Genomic DNA, 18,570 nt, shown 5'->3' on the forward strand with positions numbered 1-18,570 from the left:
GTTGCCCCGGTATGTGTGTGCCGGGGCTTTTTTTATCTAAAGTTCCCTGCGATGGTAATGCCCTGTTAGAAACGCATGAATGCGCCAGGCGTCGAGAAGTTGCAGACCCACCCACCGGAAAGAAAAGGATCTCAGTAATGAAGGTGAATTGGATCGCTATCGCATTTCTCCTAGGAACACCAGCGGCACACGCTACCACCGTCGCAGATGGCACGTTCGCCATGATGTCCGGAGGATCCTGTGATGACCTTGCCCCAGACTGCTACCTCGACAATCCTGCGATGGCAGAAAAAGTAGTCGATCAGCTCGCCGAAATGGGTGTCACGCGCTTTCTCGTGCCGTCGGCAACCTTAAGCCAGTTGCGCACCATTGCTACCCCGATCAGTGCACGAGGGCTTGAGTTCTATACGTATGAGCGTTGGACGTTCGAGTCTGCAACCCAGGCCGGAAAATTCAACTGCCAGAAGTTCATCCAAGAGCGGGTTGACCCGGTTTTAGTCAAGCTCAGAGCAGAGTTTGGCAAGAGCTTCGTGGGCCTTCATTTTAAAGACGAGCCGCCAGAAGCAGACATTTCCCCGCTCGCAGACATGAACCGGTGCGTCAAAGCCGACCCTCGTCTCACCGGCATGAAGGTGTTCATCAATCTGTTCCCACTGCACGCCAACGCTGGCAGCTATGCAGGCTCTGAACATGCCGGCGCCATGCAGCCCACGGACTATGGATTAGATTGCACAGCAGGAAACATCCAGCATCCAGACAGGACCGCGCAGATGGTGGCTCACTACTCCACGTTCGCGCGCCGAATATCTGACGAAGTTCGTCCAGACTACCTTTCCTTTGACATCTACCCCTTCACTCCTTCATTCAGGAAGTGTCCGGCAGCGAGGGATCTCCTCTTGTCCGAGAACATGTCGATCATCTCGAATCTCGCCAGGTCCAGGGGGCAAACGCCTATTGCTTACCTTCAGAATGTGCAGTCCGCACATCCGTCACTGGCCCAAGACCCTTTCGAGTACGCCAACTTTCATGACCTGCGCTGGTTCGCCGGCTGGTCTTTCGCATTCGGCGTCACTGGCTTCTCGAACTTCATCACCCACGACGTCAGCAATGTCGCCAGTGTCTCGAATGGGAATGACATGTTTGGGCTGCTCGACAAACACAACAACCCGCGCAACCTTGCTTCGGATCAGCAAAGCACTTTTGGTGTGACCAGACAGGTTCAATCCGCTCTGAAGAACGTCAACTACCTGGGCTTCGTCGACAATAGTCTCGGCGTTCCATCCGCCCAGATCTCAGGCTGGCTGTCGAACTCATCGTTCCTTGTCGGCGAGTATGGCGACGATGATCTTTCCCCCGTCTATCTCGTCGTTGCTGCTCGCGCACCCCGACAGGCGGCATCCGGGGCCATTGGCCTCAACAAATGGTGGCGTGCAGTGGAGAAGCTCGACTTCGAAACCGGCAAATGGCGGCGCGTTGGCAGCGGAACCAATAGAGTCGACGTCGAAATAACCACGATACCTCTCGAGCTCTATCGGCTAAATCCCTGAAACCACAACGATGCTCTTCGCTTGGTCAACTCCACCACGCGGGGCACTCTCCCGGCTGCTTTTGTGATTGCAGTGCCCGGCTCTCATTCAACCAGAAAAGCCGACGAGGTCCCCACTGTCTATCCATGGGTGGTCATGCCAGCCCCGTCTTCTCCGCACCCCGCTAGAATGAGCGGATGAAAGCACTGCACTCCCTGTTCCTCGCCGCCGCCCTCGCGCCGGCCCTGCTGACCCTGTCCGCACCCGCCCATGCCTGGGGCGCGCAAGGCCACCGCCTGGTCGCCGAAGTCGCCGACAGCCGCCTCAACCCGGCCACGCGCGCCGAAGTCGACCGCCTGCTGGCCACCGAACCCGGCGCCACCCTTGCCAGCATCGCGCCCTGGGCCGACCAGCTGCGCGCCAAGGACCCGGGCCTGGGCCGTCGCTCGGCCGGTTGGCACTACGTCAACATCGCCGAAGATGGCTGCCACTACGAGGCGCCGAAGCACTGCAAGAGCGGCAACTGCATCGTCGAAGCGCTGAAGGCGCAAAGCGCGATCCTCGGCGACCGCAGCCTGACCGATGGCGAGCGCCTGCAGGCGCTGAAATTCGTCGTGCATCTGGTCGGTGACATCCACCAGCCGATGCACGCCGGCTACGGCCACGACAAGGGCGGCAACGATTTCCAGCTGCAGTTCGGCAACCGCGGTACCAACCTGCACTCGCTGTGGGACAGCGGCATGCTCAACACCCGCAAGGTCGACGATGCCGGTTACCTGCCGGTGCTGCGCGCACTGCCGGCGCCGAAGCTGGCACGCCAGTCCAACCCGCAGCGCGATCCGGTCAGCTGGGCTGAAGCCAGCTGCCGCATTTCGGTGCAACCTGGCGTTTACCCTGCCTCGCGTAAGATCGGCGACGACTACACCACGCGCTACCGGCCGGTGGCCGAAGCGCAGCTGCGACTGGCCGGTGAAAACCTGGCGCAGTTGCTGAACCGCGTGCTCGCCACACGCTGAGGAGTGCCCGATGTCGGTCCAGGTGCAATCGTTCTTCCACCGTGACAGCAACACCTTCAGCTACCTGGTCAGCGACCCGGCCAGCAGCGAGGCCGCGCTGATCGACCCGGTACTGGATTACGACCCGGATACCGACGCCAGCAGCGAATCGCCGGTGCGCGCGATGCTCGATGCCATCGCGCAACAGCAGCTGCACGTGCGCTGGCTGCTGGAAACCCACGCCCATGCCGACCACGTGTCGGCGGGGCGTCGACTGAAGCAACGGTTCCCGCAGGCGACGCTGGCCATCGGCGAAGGCATCCGTGCGGTGCAGGCCACGTTTGCACCGCGCTATGGCCTGCAGCTGCCCGAGGAACATGCCGTCTTCGATCACCTGTTCGCTGATGGCGAGACGTTCGCACTGGGTGAACTGCAGGGGCGCATCATCGCCGTACCCGGCCACACCAGCGACAGCATCGCCTACCTGATCGACGATGCGCTGTTCACCGGCGATTCGTTGTTCATGCCCGATGGCGGCACCGCACGCTGCGATTTCCCCGGCGGCGATGCCGCGCAGTTGTACCGCTCGATCCAGAAGCTGTTGTCCCTGCCCGATGCGACTCGCGTGTTTGTCTGCCACGACTATGGTCCCGGTGGTCGCGCGTTCGCCAACGAAACCACCATTGGTGAGCAGCGCGCGCACAACATCCACGTGCATGACGGCGTGGCCGAAGCCGAATTCGTCAGCGTGCGCCAGGCCCGTGACGCGACGCTGGCCGAACCGGCGCTGATGCAGCCGGCGGTGAAGGCGAACATCCAGGGCGGGGCGTGAGGAATGCCAACAAGACGCTCAGGAGGCGAGCTCTGCTTGCCTCCTGAGCGATCACACGCGACTACCGACACACAGTTCCTGGTGTTGCTTTGGCGCCAGAGGCATTCACTCCGCTGACGATACGCTCGATGACAATCGCGCGCTTCGCCTTCGCAAGCTTCGCAAGCGACAGGCATATGCCTGCCTTCTGCACCGAATAGACCTCCGCTGCGATCTCGCTCACCTCCTCACTCGCCAGACCGTCGGCCACCCAGAAAAATTCAGCCAACGCATCCAATTGAGCACCGGAGAGCTTGCCCGCGCCCCGATCAACAACGCTGTGGACAGCAGGAATCACCACATCCTCAATGAACTCACCGCTCGATTCATCCGAACGATGGTCCTTCCTGTTGTATTCGGCAATCAATCTAGTCCCGATGACCACCAGGTCGGCACCCGCATCACGTGGCTGCGCTAGAGCAGGACACGCGAGAGTTGCAACAAGCCCAAACAGCAGCAATTTCTCACCCATTATCATGGCTTGTACTCCACTTCCAGTTCGATTTGCCCCCCATTCCTAAGGAGACCATTCATCAATGAGTCATGAACTTGATTATGGTATCCGCATACAACACCTACACAACCTTCGGTTCCCGGAACATTTCCGTCCGGATGAATTCGCAATAACTTCCTCCCGTCCTTGTCATCCAGATCCAAACTCCAACCATTGCCATCTGGACAGGTCATTGCTTTTGTACCGGAACGGTTCCTCAAATTTCGACCACCGTACTTTCCTTCAGGCAGCTTTCCCTTGCCCCAAGGCCCGGAGACGGCAGGTACGCGTATCTCCTGCCTCCACTCCGGCAATCCAGAACCCTTCAGCGATGAATCGAGCGACGGAGGCGCATAGCGGTTGTAACCGACCAAACTCTCTCCGTCGAATACATAGCGATCAGCCAGACCCAATGGATCAACCAGATTGATGGGATCCCCGCGAACATAGGTATAGGGGTTGACACCGCCCCCCAACCCTATGGGATCACTCTGGAGATAGCGTCCTATGCCAGGGTCGTAGTCACGGAAGCCGTTGTACCAGAACCCCGTTTCGGCATCATAGTACTGTCCCGGGAATCCAAGGTTGAGTCCTCCCATCTGATCCAAGGTGACCGTTCTTCCATAGGCATAGTTGAAGGCGCGCCACACAACTTGACCAGACGCACCCGTTGCCAATGCGGGACGGCCAAGATGATCAGCATGGACCTGATAGGCTTGGTCTCCCTGCGTGACACCGACCACCACCTGGCCGAACCAGATATAGTTCTTCCACGCTCCAGTGCCGTCCTTCTCCGCAACAATCTGATTCTGCCCACCGTAAGCATAGGTGGCCATCCCCCCGGAACGCGACTTTCCGATACGCTGCCCTGTTCCGTTTATTGTGTAGCGCGTCTCCACGCCATTGACTTCAACGCGCTGCAGGCGATTGAATCCATCATAGTAGAAGACTCGCTGATCCCCGGCAGCGCTTTCTCCAACCCGGTTCCCCACTGAGTCGTAGATATAGTGGCGATCGACATCCCCTAGACGGCTGGTTACATAGCCCACCAGTTGATTGCTTGTTTCTGCGAACTGGTAAGTTCGCAATGATCCCGCGTCGGAATGACTCAACCAATTTCCGTTTCCATCATAGGTCATGGAATGGGAAACGCCGTTGCGCTGAAGGGTGCCAATTCGTCCGGCTGCATCGTAGGCGATTGACTGGCTCATTGCGCCATCGATGTTGTCAATGATGGAACTTATCCTTCCCGCGCCGTCGTAAGTATAGGAGATGTCATCAAGCACAGTCGTTTGGTTCGCGGAAAGCACCCTACGCCCATCCAACCTTCCTGCCGAATCATAATGTCGTCGATGTGCCACCCCGTTACCCATGATCCATCCAGTCAAACCACCGTTCGCCGCATAAGTCGCATCGGTGATGAACTCCTTGTTCCAGCCAGCACCACGCGCTGAGAGTGATCTGAGCCATGCGCCGTTGTATCCATACGTTACAACCATGCCGTCCGGGTRAACCATCTCAGACAACCTTCCCGCAGCATCGTAGGAGAAAGCCGTTCGCGCAACTGCCAAACCAGGAACCGCAGGCTGCTCTTCGCGATAGGCCATCTGTCCATCCTGAGCGTATCCAATTTTCAATGTAGAGTCGGCAACGGTGGCAGTGCATAGCCTGCCCACGCCATTCGGGCATGCATCGTAGTCCAGTATTCGTTCATCAGAACCAGACGAGATTGAACGAACACGGCCGAGCGCATCATAGATTGCACTGACGATCACTCCATCAGCCCGCGTGGTACTCATGACTCTCGACGGCGGAGTGTATGAAAGGGTGGTTACCCCAGTATCTGGACTCTCCTGCCGCCAGAGACGATCGAATCCATCGCGGACGTAATGCGTGATCAGGCCCTTGGCATCGGTGAGTGCGGTGATGCTGTCCAACGCATTGTACTGGTAGCGAATGATTGCTCCGGCACCGTTCCTCGAGCTCGCGCGCCGCCCGAGTGCATCGTAAGTGTAGACCTCGCTTTCACCCTTCCCGTTGATCCGCTCAACAACGTTACCGTTGCCATCAAATCGTTGACGGTAAATTGTTCCATCACCTTCAACACGCGCAATCATCCGGCCGAGCTCGTCGTAACTGTAGGTGATCCGCGAGAGCACCTCCCCTGGCTGGACACCGGCCACCGTCGACACGGCCGTCTCCGCGATATTCTCACCCCGACTCATCAGCCACAGGCGCATGCCGGCGGTAGTTACATTGGTCAGAGCGACACTGCCGCTCGGCCCAGACGCCAACTGAGTGCCCGCTCCATTGCCAACAGCCCCCCAAAGCTGCGCATCGCCTTCGGAGACGAGCCACTGGACCGTCGTGGAGCAGGTCGACTGTCCCCATGGAATCGTGCACGGACTCGGGCTCGCAGAGATGCTGCCTACCGGTGCCGGCTGGACGCGATACGTGCCAGACGAACCGATCAGGCTGTTCGCTCCTCCAACAGGCGAGATACCGTGGACATACAGCGGTTGCCCAACCTGCTCACGACGCTGGGCATAGTTCAGCGGAATGGTGAAGCGGTAATTTGTGCCGGACGCCTTGCATGCCGTGGCTACGGCGGGTTCACTGACCTGATCGGCGCGGGCACTGGCGAGAAATACTCCTCCCTGCCCTGCCGCACCACGGACATACAGATGAACGTCGATGGGATCATTGCGGCTTGTGCTGCAAGCCCAGCCACGCAATGACGTTCCATCACTTGAGAGTCCATCAATGTTGCCGGTGACGACCGAAGGAGGCGCTGTCACTGTGACAGCCACGTTGGTGGTGTAGACACCGAACCACTCCACCCCGTCTTGCACCATCTGCCACTGGAAGTTGTACACGCCTGGCGTGGTTGGGGCACGCAGCTGGGCATTGATTACCGCCGTGGCGCCTGGACCAATGTCACCAGGTAACGCAAGGCGATGACTGCCCCATACGGTGCTATTGTTCAGCGCGCCCAGCGCGTAGCCCGCGGCCGGACTCCACGTAGTGTTTCCGGCATTGTTCATGCGCAGGGAGACGTTGTATGTCTTCCCTGCTTCCATCTGCGAAGGCACGTTCTGATCAATAAAATGCGCCTTGTTGATCGGACCATTCACCCACAGTGTCGCCAGACCTGACGAAGCACCGAAGCGCCCGACGCCGTTCCGCATCATCTGCAACTGGAATCCATATTCGCCAGGTGGGGGAGTGGTCACATTGATATTGAAAGTGACCGTCTGCCCTGGAGCGACCGGCTGCGGCACAGGAACATTGGAGAATGACCACGTGCTGGCGTAGCTGTCATGCGCTCCTCCCAGCTGATATTCATTGCCTGCCGGCCAAGTGGTATTTCCGCTGTTGCGCACCGTCGCGGTGAACGTATAGGGCGTGCGATGCTGCAGGGGACCAGGGATTGTCGAACCGACGAACTCGGCGCCGTCGAAAGGTGCCGGAGGTGCATTGACCGTAATTGGACCGACCGCCGATACCAACGACCGTCGAGTCTGATCGCCATCGGGAAGATTGCGCACCGCATCGGCACGCAGTTCGTAGTAATAGGTCCCCGGACTGAGACCTGCCTCGCGATATACACCACCCGCCTGGATGGTCACCACAATGCCATTGCGCAACAGCCTCAGCCCATCGATGTACTCCGCCTTGGGACCTGTGGTGGTGACTCCCCAATTCACCTTCAACTCGAAAACTGCGGGGGCCTGGTAGCTGTTGGTTGGAGGGCCGTCCAGCCTGATCCATCCCTCGGCGGAGGCACTTCCAACCGCTGCAATCAACAGCAGGGCTCCGAGAACAATGCGGAAAAGCGCGGTCATGGCTGAGTCCCTCGGCCCGGATCGGCGAACACCCGCTGTATGGTTTCGCTGACAGGAAGTGACAGTGCGTTATACGTGTACCGGGTCTCCGCAAAACTCCCGCCTGGCTCCGGCATTGACGTAGAGAGCAGGCGCCCGGCCACGTCGTAGAGATTGGAAATGCGGACACCATCCGGGCCAGTTACTGAGGCAAGCTTGCCAAAGGCATCGTACTCGTACCGGGTAGTCCGCGTTCCAGCGGCCAGTTCAAGCCGCACCTCGGCAGGTCGTCCTCGTGAGTCATAGGTGAAATTCGTACGCACGCCATTCTCGTCAATCGAATAGCCGGGATATCCGTAGCCCGTGTAGTCGCCCATGACGACGGCGTGCCCAAGGCTGTTCTCGATCCGCACCAGATCGCCCATGCTCGAATAGGTCGATATCACCGCATCACCTGCCCCTGGGCCCGGCCCATCCTCGACCATCCTGCTTACCAGGCCATTGGGATGCAGCTGATAGCTGAAGGTAGTTGTCTGAACCTCCCCCTGTGCATTGCCGGGTACCAGGTTCTTCTCAGACCTGGAGGTCAATCGATTATTGCCGTCATAGGCGTAACTGGTCTCCAGCACGCCCTGCAGAGTCTCGGAGGAGATCCGATTGCTCTGCTCGTCCCACTCGTAGATCGCTACACGCGCCACGGGAGTTCCACTCGCCTCCTCGCGACGAAGAAGGTGCCCATGGGCGTCATATTGGTAGCGGGTCAGGTTCCCTTCGAAATCGGACGTGAGCGATTTATTCCCATTGTCGTCGTAATGTGTCTCGCCAACCCCTGCGGCACAATTGGCCGACGGAAGTCCTTCGATGGCGACCAGTCTCCTGTCCTTGAAACGATAGCGGGCGACCTTTCCCAGCGGGTTGGTCTCCACGGTAACGCTCTCTCCATTGGCTCCCGGTTCATACGCGAAACCAAACCGCTCGACGCCCCCCGTATGCGCCGTCGAAGTCGCTCGGTTCTTCTCGTCGTACGTGAACATTGAGTAGCGGCGACCATTGATCGACTTCCCCGTGAGCAGCGGTAGTCCGTAGGTCTGCCCCAACTCCTTGTACAGGTAGTGATACTTGACCGTGGTGGCAGGAGTGCCGTTGTAGGTAACCGACTCCAGGAACCCGTACACGTCCTGGGTGTAGCCGTAATCAATGGTGTTTCCCTGCGGGTCCCGCACCTTGATCACACGCGGATCAACGCCAGTCTGCGCATTTTTCTGGATCCACGTGAACTCCATATAGCGGCCATTGCTATGGGTGACACGCTGCAGCTGGGCACCTTCAGGACCACCGTAACTCAAGGTCCAGCGCACTCCATTGGCGTTTCGGATCTCCACCATTCTGGTGCCTTCGTAGGTCTCCGTAGTCAGGTCGGGGCTCAGGTAGATCCACTTTCCGCCCGCAACTGACTTCAATTGCCCACTCTGCTGAGCACCATCCTCCCGGTAAATGCCGTCTCCCCCTCGCTTGAATACCAGATAGCGACCGTCGGGGCGGCGCATGCGCGCCTCGTTCGAGTCTGTGTAGACGACCAACTGCCGATCAAGGTTGCTGTACCACGTGTCGAAGATGTTGAAGCGATCCATCACAGCCGAGTTGAAGGTGCGCTCGAGCGTCAATGGCATCTCACCACCGCCGGTGAAATCCAGTTCGGTTTCCACCTTCGTACCGGTGCGAAGAACCACCGGGTTGCCACTCTTGGGGCACTCGTCGGCGGCATCCTTCCCCGACTGGTCCGGCTCTCCCTTACTGGGTTCGACGAAGTCATCCCATTGATTTGGCCTAGGGAAAAGATTTGAAGGAACGCCCCAGAGCGCCATGAACCCATCCAGTCGCCCAGGCACTACACCGTCGGGGACAGCATCCACACGGGGAAGGTTGGTGATGCCCTGTCCTGCGCCCGAGCCGGCACCACCCGCTCCCGGCTGATTCTGGATGATGCGCCCGTCAGCCTCAGCAGATGCCAAGCAGACAATGACGCTCAACAGTGCAGCGGAAAAAGGATAGAGTTCGCGACACATCCGCCACGTAGCGGCTCCCTGGGTGCGTCGAGTGGGCAGGAGGCAGGACATCAAGCGGAATGCCGAATCCATACGTATTCCCTCGCATGGATTCGCGCACGCGCCATCCATGACGTCGTCAACACGTTGATACTGCGATTGATCCGCCAAGCACTGGCGGCTCCCCTGGGTAGGGCGTTGCGCCCCCAAGCCCCAGCCGCCTAGATACGCCCGAAACCGGCCATTGTCAACAACCGTTACATCACCGTATCCGACAGCATGGCCTGCCGCTACCGCCCCTCCCTCCGCACCACATGYTGGCCCTTTACGATCTCGAAGGTGAAGGCGTACAGCAGGCTCACCGGCACCGGTTCGACTCGCTCGGCGCCTTGGCAGTCGCCACGGTCGCTCGGCACCTTGCCGGGGGCGAAGTGGCAGACCGCGGCGGGCGAATACTTCCACATCGCCACCGCCTCCTGCGCAGCCTGCAACAGCGGCGCATTCTCGCTCGCCGCGCCTGCAGCGCATTCGCTGCGGTCGACCAGCGCCAGGCTGCGCTCGACAGCACCTTCGGCATCGATCACCACCTGCAGGCAGATCGTGGTCGCCGCCATTTCGGTGCGCGGGTCACGATCACCAATCTGCGGATCCGGCGCCGCATACAGCTGCGGCATCCGATAGCCTTCGGTCGCTCCCAGCGTGTACGCCTGCACCTGGCCGCTGCCGCCTTTCCCTTCCGCATGCAGGCGCTGATGGCCGACACTCTCATTGCGGGTATCGACGGTGGTCAACCGTTCCTGGGTGGCGCAGCCTGCCAGCATCCCCGCTGCCAACAGCAGTGCGAAGCGCATCACCTGGCGGTCTCCGTCACCTCGTCGCTCTCATCCATGGCGAAGGTGATCGGAATGCGTACTGCGCCCGCCACCGGCTTGCCGTTCTTCAGCGCCGGGCGATAGGTCCAGCTTCGCGCTGCTGCAATCGATACCGCTTCGAACACGCCCGGATTGGTGGCGCTCACTACACGCACATCGCTGACAGCACCCTGCGCATCAACGTCGACGCGGAGCACCACCACGCCTGTCTGGCTCTGCTCGAACGCGCTCTTCGGGTAGCTCGGTGGTGGCATCTTGTCGACCCGGATCTCCCGATCCATGACGGCCACGGTTGGGCCGGCCGCCATTGCTCCACCCTGGCTGGCCCACGCCACCGCCCCCACGCCCAGGCACAACCCGACCACCAGCACCTGCCCCGACACCCACGGCAATGCCTTCCGCTTGGACTGCTTCAACATGGCGATACGCTCCTTCAACACGGGTTGGCTGCGCCAGTGGCATACCGCCGGCGCAACCGGATGGACCAGCTGCGCCTTCAGCAGCGTGCTGGCGTAGAGGCCGCGCAGCGCAGGCTGCGGGGCAATGGTGCGGGCGTCGCAGGCCAGTTCCTGGTCACGCAGGAAACGGCGTGCGGCCCATGGCAGCAGCGGATGGAACCAGAACACCGCGCGCATCAGCAGCAGTACGCCGTTGGCCCAGTGATCGCCATTGCGACGATGGCTGTGCTCGTGCTGCAGGATCAGTGCCTGCTCCTGTGCAGTGAACTGCTGGTCGAAATCGGGGCCGACCACGATGCGCGGCCGCCACAGGCCCACCAGCGCCGGCAGCCCGGGATCGCCACTGGCCTGCCAGCTGCCATCGGAGCGTGGCCGCAGCGCGCCCAGGTTCCGCTCGAAGCGACGCTGTGCACGCAGGTCGCGCAGCAGGCAGGCGCCTGTGCCCAGCGTCCACACCAGCAACAGCACCAAAGGCCATTGCAGCGACGCCGTTGGCAGGCTGTCCACGGCTTCCGGCACGACCTTCAGCGGCAAGGTCGGCACATGCTGCAACAACGCGACATGTGGCAGGGGAATCAGCAGCGTGACCAACAACAGAGGCAGCAGCCACCAGCTGCGGTAAGCCAGCCCGGCGCCGCCCAATCGCACCAGCAACGGCCGCGTCACCGCCAGCAGGATTACGCCCAGCGCCAGCCACAGACTGGCACGCCACAGTCCGTCGAGCAGCTCATTCATCATCCAGCTCCTGGATCAGCTTCTTCAGTTCGGCGATGTCCTGCGCGCTGAGCTGGCCGCGTTCGCTGAAGTGCGCCACCAGCGGCGCCACCCGGCCCTCGAAGACACGCCCGAGGAAGTCCTGGCTCTGCGCTTCCACCCAGGCCTGGCGCTGCAGCAGCGGCCGGTACAGATAGCGCCGGCCATCGCGCTCGGCGGCGATCGCGCCCTTGGTCAGCAGGCGGTTGAGCAGGGTCTTGATGGTCGGCTCAGCCCAGTCGCGGTGGGCCAATGCGGCCACCACCTCGTCGGCGCTACGCGGTGCCTGCTGCCACAGCACCTCCATCACAACGGCTTCGGCTTCGCTGATCGGGGTCATGGTTTACATCCGTAATCGACGACTCGATTACGCGCGTAATCGAATCGACTGTCAACCCCTCGACCGGTAATTCATCGCGCCTGCGCCAGCATGGGGGCATCCACCGCAGGTACCGGCATGATGCCCTTGCGCAAACGTGATTTCCCGGTCGAGCAGGCCCGGCGCTTCCTCGAGCCCGGCCCCATCGTGCTGGTCAGCACCGCCTGGCAAGGCCAGCGCAACCTGATGACGATGGGCTGGCACATGGTGATGGGCTTCTCGCCCTCGCTGGTGGCCACCTACCTCTGGAACGAGAACCATAGCTTCAGCCTGGCCCGCAGCAGCGGCGAATGCGTGATCAACATCCCGGGCGTGGAGCTGCTGGACACGGTGGTCGATATCGGCAACTGCAGCGGCCGTGACGTGGACAAGTTCGAACGGTTCGGCCTGGATGCGATGCCAGCGCGGGAGGTGGGGGCACCGCTGGTGGGCCAGTGCCATTCCAGCTTCGAGTGCCGCCTGCATGACGACAGCCAGGTCGAATCGAGCAACCTGTTCATCTGGGAAATCGTGCGCGCCCATGTTGCGCCTCGCCCAAAGCTGCCACGCACGGTGCATTACCGGGGCGATGGGCAGTTCATGGTGTCCGGTGCCGAAGTCTCGCGTCGACGGCGGTTCAAGCCCGACATGCTGTAATGCCAGCACTCCCCCAAGCAGGACCGCCCCGGATGACCGAACACCTCACCGACCTCGACGCCGCCGTTGACTGGCTGTTTGCGCGCGTGGATGGGCCGCTGCGGATCGGTGCGCCGCTGGCGCTGGGCAAACCACACCGCCTGCTCAACGCCCTGTATGCGCGCGTCGAACAGGACCCGTCGCGGCCGCTGCAGCTGTATACCGCGCTGTCACTGAACCCGCCGCAGGCAAAGGGCAACGGCCTGGAAGCGCGCTTTCTGGCACCGTTCGCGGCCCGCCACTTCGGTGAAGACTTCCCGCGCCTGGCCTACGCCGATGCAATCGCCCGCGACGCACTGCCGGCACACGTGCAGGTGGAAGAGTTCTACATGCAGTCCGGTGCCCTGCTCGGTTCGCGGCAGGCGCAATCCAGCTACACCAGCCTCAACTACACCCACGCTGCCGACGCGGTAGCGCAGCGCGCGCCGCAGGTGATCGTGCAGAAAGTGGCGATGCGCCCGGACGACCGGCGCCTTTCGCTGTCGTGCAACAACGACATCACCCAGGACACACTGGACGCGATGACCGCACGCGGCCTGCCACGCCCGCTGCTGGTCGCCGAGATCGATCCGCAGCTGCCGTATCTGGGCGGCACCGCCACGGTCGACGTGTCCTTCTTCGATCTGGTCATCACCCCGCCAGCGCCGTATCCGGCGTTGTTCGGCCTGCCACGGCAACCGGTGGCCGACGCCGACTACGCCATCGGCCTGTATGCCAGCACCCTGGTGCGCGACGGGGGCACCCTGCAGATCGGCATCGGCACCCTGGCCGATGCACTCAGCCACGCATTGGTACTGCGCCACACCGACAACGCACGCTACCGCCGCGTGTTGAACGCGCTGGATCCGCAACTGGCCAGCCATCCGCTGGTACAGGAGATCGGCGGACTGGACCCGTTCGAGATCGGCCTGTACGGCTGCAGCGAAATGCTCAACGAGGGCTTCCGCCGGCTGGTGCAGACCGGTGTGATCAAGCGCAAGGTRCATGACGATCTGGCACTGATGCAGCGCATCGAAAACGGCAGCACGCTGTCCATCGACCATGCCACGCTGGAGGCCGAGGGCGAATACCTGCACGGCGCGTTCTACCTGGGCTCATCCGAATTCTATGAGTGGCTGCGCACCCTGCCCGAGGACGAATGCCGGGCGATCGGCATGCGCCGCATCAGCGAGATCAACCAGCTGTACGGTGGCAACGAAACGCTGGAGCGCCTGCAACGCCGTCACGCCCGCTTCTTCAACTCCTGCATGATGGCCACCGCGCTTGGCGCGGCGGTATCCGATGCACTGGAGGATGGCCGTGTGGTCTCGGGCGTGGGCGGCCAGTACAACTTCGTGGCGATGGCGCACGCCCTGCCGGAAGCCCGCAGTGTGCTGATGTTCCGCGCCGCCCGTGATGATCGCGGCCAGCGCGAATCCAATGTGCGCTGGAACTACGGGCACACGACCATTCCGCGCCACCTGCGTGACATCTATCTCAACGAGTACGGCATCGCCGACGTGCGTGGCCTGACCGACGACGACTGTGTGCACGCCATGGCGGCCATCACCGAAGCGCCGTTCCAGGGCGCGCTGCTGCAGCAGGCCTTCGCCGCGCGCAAGCTGGCCGCCACGGCGCAACCTGATGCGCAGCGGCAGCAGCGCAACACACCCCAGGCGCTGGCGGCGGCGCTGGCGCCGTTCCGCAACGATGGCACCCTGCCCGATTACCCGTTGGGCAGCGACTTCACCGAGATCGAACAGGTGCTGGTGAAGGCACTGGGCTGGTTGAAGGCCAATACACAGACGCGCGGCAGCAAGCTGCGTACCGTGTGGGACGCGCTGTGGCAGCCTGCAGGTGATGGTGACGCGGTGTATCTGCAGCGGATGGAACTGCAGTCGCCCAAGGACTTCGGCGAACGGCTCAATGCACGGTTGTTGAGGCTGGCCCTGGCGCGTACCGCGTGATCGCGCGGAGGGTAGCGCCGGGCCATGCCCGGCGGACAACGACCAGTGCCAACCAAGGTTGGCACCTACCGCAGTAGCGCAGCGCGCTATCCTGTACCGATGAACGACGATTCCCGTTTCCTGCATGACCTGCAACGCCGCCAAGCCGACGGCGAACACCTGCGTTATCTCTGCTTCTGGGGCCACCAGCCGCCGCGCAGGGGCGTGGCGGCGTCGTGTTTCAGCCAGTGGTACGACGCAGGTTTCAACATCGATGGCGTGCACTACCGCACCGCAGAACACTACATGATGGCCGGCAAAGCGCGCCTGTTCGGCGACACGAAGATTCTCGACCAGATACTGGCCAGTGCGACGCCGGAGAGCGCCAAGGCACTAGGCCGCAGGATCGAAGGCTTCGACGATGCCAAATGGGCGCAGGCGCGCTACGCCCTGGTGGTCGAAGGCAATCGGGCCAAGTTCTCGCAGAATGCGGCGCTGGGTGATTTTCTGCGCGCCACGGCAGACCAGGTTCTGGTGGAAGCCAGTCCGGTGGATTTTATCTGGGGAATCGGCCTGGCCAAGGATCACGCCGATGCGCACAACCCTGCGCGGTGGCGCGGATTGAATCTGCTGGGGTTTGCGCTGATGGAAGTGCGGGACACGATGTAACGCGCATCCACGCGTGGCGTGGATCTACGGGCACGGCGGGCGAAACGGATCGACCGACAAAGAAAAGGCCGRCTTTCGCCGGCCTTTTCCCTATCCATTGCAGCGGGACTTACAGCGCCTTGGCTGCTTCCACCACGTGCGCGGTGGTGATGCCGAAGTGCTGGTACAGCTTGTCGGCCGGGGCCGAGGCACCGAAGGTGTCGATACCGATCACTGCACCGTCCAGGCCGACGAACTGGCGCCAGAAGCCGGTGACGCCAGCTTCGATGGCCACGCGCTTGCGCACGGCGTTCGGCAGCACCGATTCGCGGTAGGCCGCATCCTGGCGCAGGAACACATCGGTGGACGGCATCGAGACCACGCGGGTCTTCAGGCCGGCCGCATCCAGCTGCGCCTTCGCTTCGGTCGCCAGCGAGACTTCCGAACCGGTAGCGATCAGGATCACGTCCGGAGTGCCGGCAGCATCGGCCAGCACGTAACCACCGCGCTCGATCTGTGCGATCTGCTCAGCGTCGCGCGGCTGGTGCGGCAAGTTCTGGCGGCTGAACACCAGGCAGCTCGGGCCGTCCTGACGGGTGATCGCAGCCTTCCAGCTCACGGCCGACTCGACGGCATCGCACGGGCGCCACACGTCATTGTTCGGGATGTAGCGCAGCGAGGCCAGATGCTCCACCGGCTGGTGGGTCGGGCCGTCTTCGCCCAGGCCGATCGAGTCGTGGGTGTAGACGTGGATGGCGTGGGCCGGGATCAGCGCGCTCATGCGCACGGCATTGCGGGCGTAATCGCTGAACACCAGGAAGGTGGCGTCGAACGGGATGAAACCACCGTGCAGGGCCAGGCCATTGGCGATCGCGGTCATGCCGAACTCGCGCACACCGTAGTACACGTAGTTGGCATTGGCATCGTCGGTGGCGACGGACTTGCTGCCTTTCCACAGGGTCAGGTTGGAGTGCGCCAGGTCAGCCGAACCGCCAACGATTTCCGGCAGCAGCGGCGCGAACGCCTCGATGGCCAGCTGCGACGCCTTGCGCGAGGCAATGGTCTGGCCTTCGGCGGCAACCTGGGCGATGTAGGCGTCGGCCTTGGCGATGAAGTCGGCCGGCAGATCACCATGCGAGCGACGGGTCAGTTCAGCGGCTTCGGCCGGGTACTGCGCAGCGTACTTGTCGAACTGCTGCTCCCACTCGGCCTGACGCAGGGTGCCGGTACCGCCTGCACGCCAGCCGGCGTAGATCTCTTCGGGAATCTCGAACGGGCCGTAGTTCCAGTCCAGCGCCTTGCGGGTGGCTTCCAGTTCGTCCTTGCCCAGCGGTGCGCCGTGGCTGGATTCCTTGCCGGACTTGTTCGGCGAGCCGAAACCAATGGTGGTGCGGCAGCAGATCAGGGTCGGCTTGCCGTCCTGCGACAGGGCCGCTTCGATACCGGCCTTGATGCTCTCCGGATCGTGGCCATCGACGCCACGGACCACGTTCCAGCCATAGGCCTCGAAACGCTCCGGGGTGTTGTCGGTGAACCAGCCTTCGGTGTTGCCGTCGATGGAGATGTGGTTGTCATCCCAGAAGCAGACCAGCTTGTGCAGGCCCCAGGTGCCGGCCAGCGAGGCGGCTTCGTGGGAAATGCCTTCCATCAGGCAGCCATCGCCCATGAACACCCAGGTGCGGTGATCGACGATTTCCAGCTCCGGGCGGTTGAAGCGCTGTGCCAGCAGCTTCTCGGCCAAGGCAAAACCGACGGCGTTGGCGAAACCCTGGCCCAGCGGACCGGTGGTGGTCTCCACGCCCGGGGTCTCGTGACGCTCCGGATGGCCAGCGGTGTGGCTGCCCAGCTGGCGGAACGCCTTCAGCTGCTCGATCGGCAGGTCATACCCGCTCAGGTGCAGCAGCGCGTACTGCAGCATCGAGCCGTGGCCGTTGGACAGCACGAAGCGGTCGCGGTTGAACCACTGCGGGTTGTTCGGGTTGTGACGGTGGTAGTCGTTCCAGAGGACTTCGGCGATGTCGGCCATGCCCATGGGCATGCCGGGATGGCCGGACTTTGCGGTTTCAACCGCATCGGCGGCGAGGAAGCGGATGGCGTTGGCCAACTGGCGACGGGTAGGCTGCGTCATGGTTCTGTCGGAATCGGGAGGCGGCCGCGGAACTGCGGGCGGCCTATTGTCCCACAGACGCCCGGCAGGGTCAGGTCGACCAGGGCGGTAGTGCCGGCCGTTGGCCGGCAACGTCGAGATCTGCGCTGGATTCCGCATATGAAGAGGGGTCGGAGCCCCTTCCTGCGGAAAGGAATCCGACCCCGATCAGGTATTGCCTGGGTCAGTTGTCCAGACGGGCCGCGGCGGCCGCGGCCTCGGCCGGAGTGTCCGGCGCTTCGCCCTTGGCCACCAGGGTGGTCAGGGCCAGGTCACCGGTCACGTTCAGCGCGGTGCGGCACATGTCCAGGAAGTGGTTCACGCCCAGGATCAGGCCGATGCCCAGCGGATTGACGCCAACCATCGCACAGATCATCGCCACCACCGGCAGCGAGCCGGACGGCACACCGGCCGTACCGATACCACCAAGGATGCAGACCGCCATCACCATGACCTGCTGGCCGATGCTCAGGTCGACACCGAAGAACTGGGCCAGGAAGATCACCGTCACGCCCTCGAACAGCGCCGTGCCGTTCTGGTTGGCGGTGGCGCCCACGGTCAGCACGAAGCGCGACACGCGCTGCGGCAGGCCCATCTGGTCAGCCACGCGCAGCGCGGTCGGCAGGGTGGCGTTGCTGGAGGCGGTGGAGAAGGCCATCACCGTGGCCTCCTGGGTCTGGCGGAAGAACGCCAGCGGTGAACGGCCCGACAGCCACACCGCGGTGCCGTAGGTCACCACCATGTGCAGCCCCAACGCCAGCACCACCACGCCCACGTAGGCACCCAGGCGGATGATCAGATCGAAACCGAACAGCGCGGCCAGGTTGAACATGAAGCAGGCCACTGCATACGGCGCCAGGCGGATGACCAGGTTGATCAGGGTCATCGAGATCTCAAACACGCCTTCGATGGCGCGACGCAGCGGGGCGACCTTGGCCTCGTCGGTCAGCACCATGCCGA

The 18,570-nt window shown here is 62.3% G+C and carries 14 protein-coding genes; 6 read left to right on the forward strand and 8 right to left on the reverse strand.

What is annotated here, in order from left to right:
* From AB4Y84_RS01205 to AB4Y84_RS01215, 3 genes are all read left to right on the forward strand, one after another.
* On the forward strand, positions 1–1,547 hold a 1,547-nt coding region (locus tag AB4Y84_RS01205; RefSeq protein WP_442249685.1), incomplete at its 5' end, for a hypothetical protein.
* Positions 1,548–1,723: 176 nt separating this feature from the next.
* Entirely contained in the window at positions 1,724–2,542 is an 819-nt protein-coding gene (locus AB4Y84_RS01210) for a S1/P1 nuclease (RefSeq protein WP_394197489.1), read from the forward strand.
* Positions 2,543–2,552: 10 nt separating this feature from the next.
* Complete coding sequence (locus AB4Y84_RS01215; RefSeq protein WP_312107362.1) at positions 2,553–3,353, forward strand: MBL fold metallo-hydrolase; 801 nt, start codon at positions 2,553–2,555, stop codon at positions 3,351–3,353.
* A 61-nt stretch (positions 3,354–3,414) separates the two neighbouring features.
* Here the strand turns inward: AB4Y84_RS01215 and AB4Y84_RS01220 are convergent, their stop codons facing one another.
* From AB4Y84_RS01220 to AB4Y84_RS01245, 6 genes are all read right to left on the reverse strand, one after another.
* Positions 3,415–3,870, reverse strand: coding sequence for a hypothetical protein (locus AB4Y84_RS01220; protein WP_222388456.1), 456 nt, complete (start codon positions 3,868–3,870; stop codon positions 3,415–3,417).
* Positions 3,867–7,730 carry an RHS repeat domain-containing protein gene (locus AB4Y84_RS01225; protein WP_442249686.1) on the reverse strand — a complete coding sequence of 1,288 codons (3,864 nt, stop codon included), beginning with the start codon at positions 7,728–7,730 and terminating at the stop codon, positions 3,867–3,869. The genes AB4Y84_RS01220 and AB4Y84_RS01225 overlap by 4 nt, the downstream gene beginning before the upstream one ends.
* Complete coding sequence (locus tag AB4Y84_RS01230) at positions 7,727–9,775, reverse strand: DUF6531 domain-containing protein (protein ID WP_222388454.1); 2,049 nt, start codon at positions 9,773–9,775, stop codon at positions 7,727–7,729. The genes AB4Y84_RS01225 and AB4Y84_RS01230 overlap by 4 nt, the downstream gene beginning before the upstream one ends.
* 269 nt (positions 9,776–10,044) lie before the next feature.
* A complete protein-coding gene (locus tag AB4Y84_RS01235) occupies positions 10,045–10,605 on the reverse strand; it encodes a hypothetical protein (protein WP_312786501.1) in 561 nt (186 codons plus the stop codon).
* Positions 10,605–11,819: a M56 family metallopeptidase gene (locus tag AB4Y84_RS01240; RefSeq protein ID WP_442244428.1), complete on the reverse strand. Its 1,215-nt coding sequence runs from the start codon at positions 11,817–11,819 to the stop codon at positions 10,605–10,607. The genes AB4Y84_RS01235 and AB4Y84_RS01240 overlap by 1 nt, the downstream gene beginning before the upstream one ends.
* Positions 11,812–12,177 carry a BlaI/MecI/CopY family transcriptional regulator gene (locus AB4Y84_RS01245; RefSeq protein WP_363731880.1) on the reverse strand — a complete coding sequence of 122 codons (366 nt, stop codon included), beginning with the start codon at positions 12,175–12,177 and terminating at the stop codon, positions 11,812–11,814. The genes AB4Y84_RS01240 and AB4Y84_RS01245 overlap by 8 nt, the downstream gene beginning before the upstream one ends.
* A 117-nt stretch (positions 12,178–12,294) precedes the next feature.
* On the opposite strand from AB4Y84_RS01245, the gene AB4Y84_RS01250 reads away from it, so the two are divergent.
* From AB4Y84_RS01250 to AB4Y84_RS01260, 3 genes are read left to right on the forward strand one after another with little or no spacing between them, the layout of a single operon-like run.
* A complete protein-coding gene (locus AB4Y84_RS01250) occupies positions 12,295–12,852 on the forward strand; it encodes a flavin reductase family protein (RefSeq protein ID WP_442244429.1) in 558 nt (185 codons plus the stop codon).
* A 32-nt stretch (positions 12,853–12,884) separates the two neighbouring features.
* The gene (locus tag AB4Y84_RS01255; RefSeq protein ID WP_312786987.1) at positions 12,885–14,837 is read left to right on the forward strand and encodes an acetyl-CoA hydrolase/transferase C-terminal domain-containing protein; all 1,953 of its coding nucleotides are present in this window, start codon (positions 12,885–12,887) and stop codon (positions 14,835–14,837) included.
* Between the two features lie 24 nt (positions 14,838–14,861).
* Positions 14,862–15,485 (forward strand): NADAR family protein, encoded by a 624-nt coding sequence (locus AB4Y84_RS01260; RefSeq protein WP_442244430.1) that lies wholly within the window; start codon positions 14,862–14,864, stop codon positions 15,483–15,485.
* Between the two features lie 109 nt (positions 15,486–15,594).
* Here the strand turns inward: AB4Y84_RS01260 and tkt are convergent, their stop codons facing one another.
* Positions 15,595–17,592, reverse strand: coding sequence for a transketolase (tkt, locus tag AB4Y84_RS01265; protein ID WP_032977193.1), 1,998 nt, complete (start codon positions 17,590–17,592; stop codon positions 15,595–15,597).
* Positions 17,593–17,794: 202 nt separating this feature from the next.
* Positions 17,795–18,570: dicarboxylate/amino acid:cation symporter (locus tag AB4Y84_RS01270; RefSeq protein ID WP_442249687.1), on the reverse strand; the 776-nt coding region annotated here is incomplete at its 5' end.

The sequence above is a fragment of the Stenotrophomonas sp. 2YAF22 genome (assembly GCF_052114665.1).
GTDB lineage: Bacteria > Pseudomonadota > Gammaproteobacteria > Xanthomonadales > Xanthomonadaceae > Stenotrophomonas > Stenotrophomonas indicatrix.

What these genes read in the sequence shown, in the direction of transcription:
- AB4Y84_RS01210 (WP_394197489.1), top strand. Translation starts at nt 1,724, where the DNA reads ATGAAAGCACTGCACTCCCTGTTCCTCGCCGCCGCCCTCGCGCCGGCC.
- AB4Y84_RS01215 (WP_312107362.1), top strand. Translation starts at nt 2,553, where the DNA reads ATGTCGGTCCAGGTGCAATCGTTCTTCCACCGTGACAGCAACACCTTC.
- AB4Y84_RS01220 (WP_222388456.1), bottom strand. Translation starts at nt 3,870, where the DNA reads ATGATAATGGGTGAGAAATTGCTGCTGTTTGGGCTTGTTGCAACTCTC.
- AB4Y84_RS01230 (WP_222388454.1), bottom strand. Translation starts at nt 9,775, where the DNA reads ATGTGTCGCGAACTCTATCCTTTTTCCGCTGCACTGTTGAGCGTCATT.
- AB4Y84_RS01240 (WP_442244428.1), bottom strand. Translation starts at nt 11,819, where the DNA reads ATGAATGAGCTGCTCGACGGACTGTGGCGTGCCAGTCTGTGGCTGGCG.
- AB4Y84_RS01245 (WP_363731880.1), bottom strand. Translation starts at nt 12,177, where the DNA reads ATGACCCCGATCAGCGAAGCCGAAGCCGTTGTGATGGAGGTGCTGTGG.
- AB4Y84_RS01250 (WP_442244429.1), top strand. Translation starts at nt 12,295, where the DNA reads ATGATGCCCTTGCGCAAACGTGATTTCCCGGTCGAGCAGGCCCGGCGC.
- AB4Y84_RS01260 (WP_442244430.1), top strand. Translation starts at nt 14,862, where the DNA reads ATGCCCGGCGGACAACGACCAGTGCCAACCAAGGTTGGCACCTACCGC.
- tkt (WP_032977193.1), bottom strand. Translation starts at nt 17,592, where the DNA reads ATGACGCAGCCTACCCGTCGCCAGTTGGCCAACGCCATCCGCTTCCTC.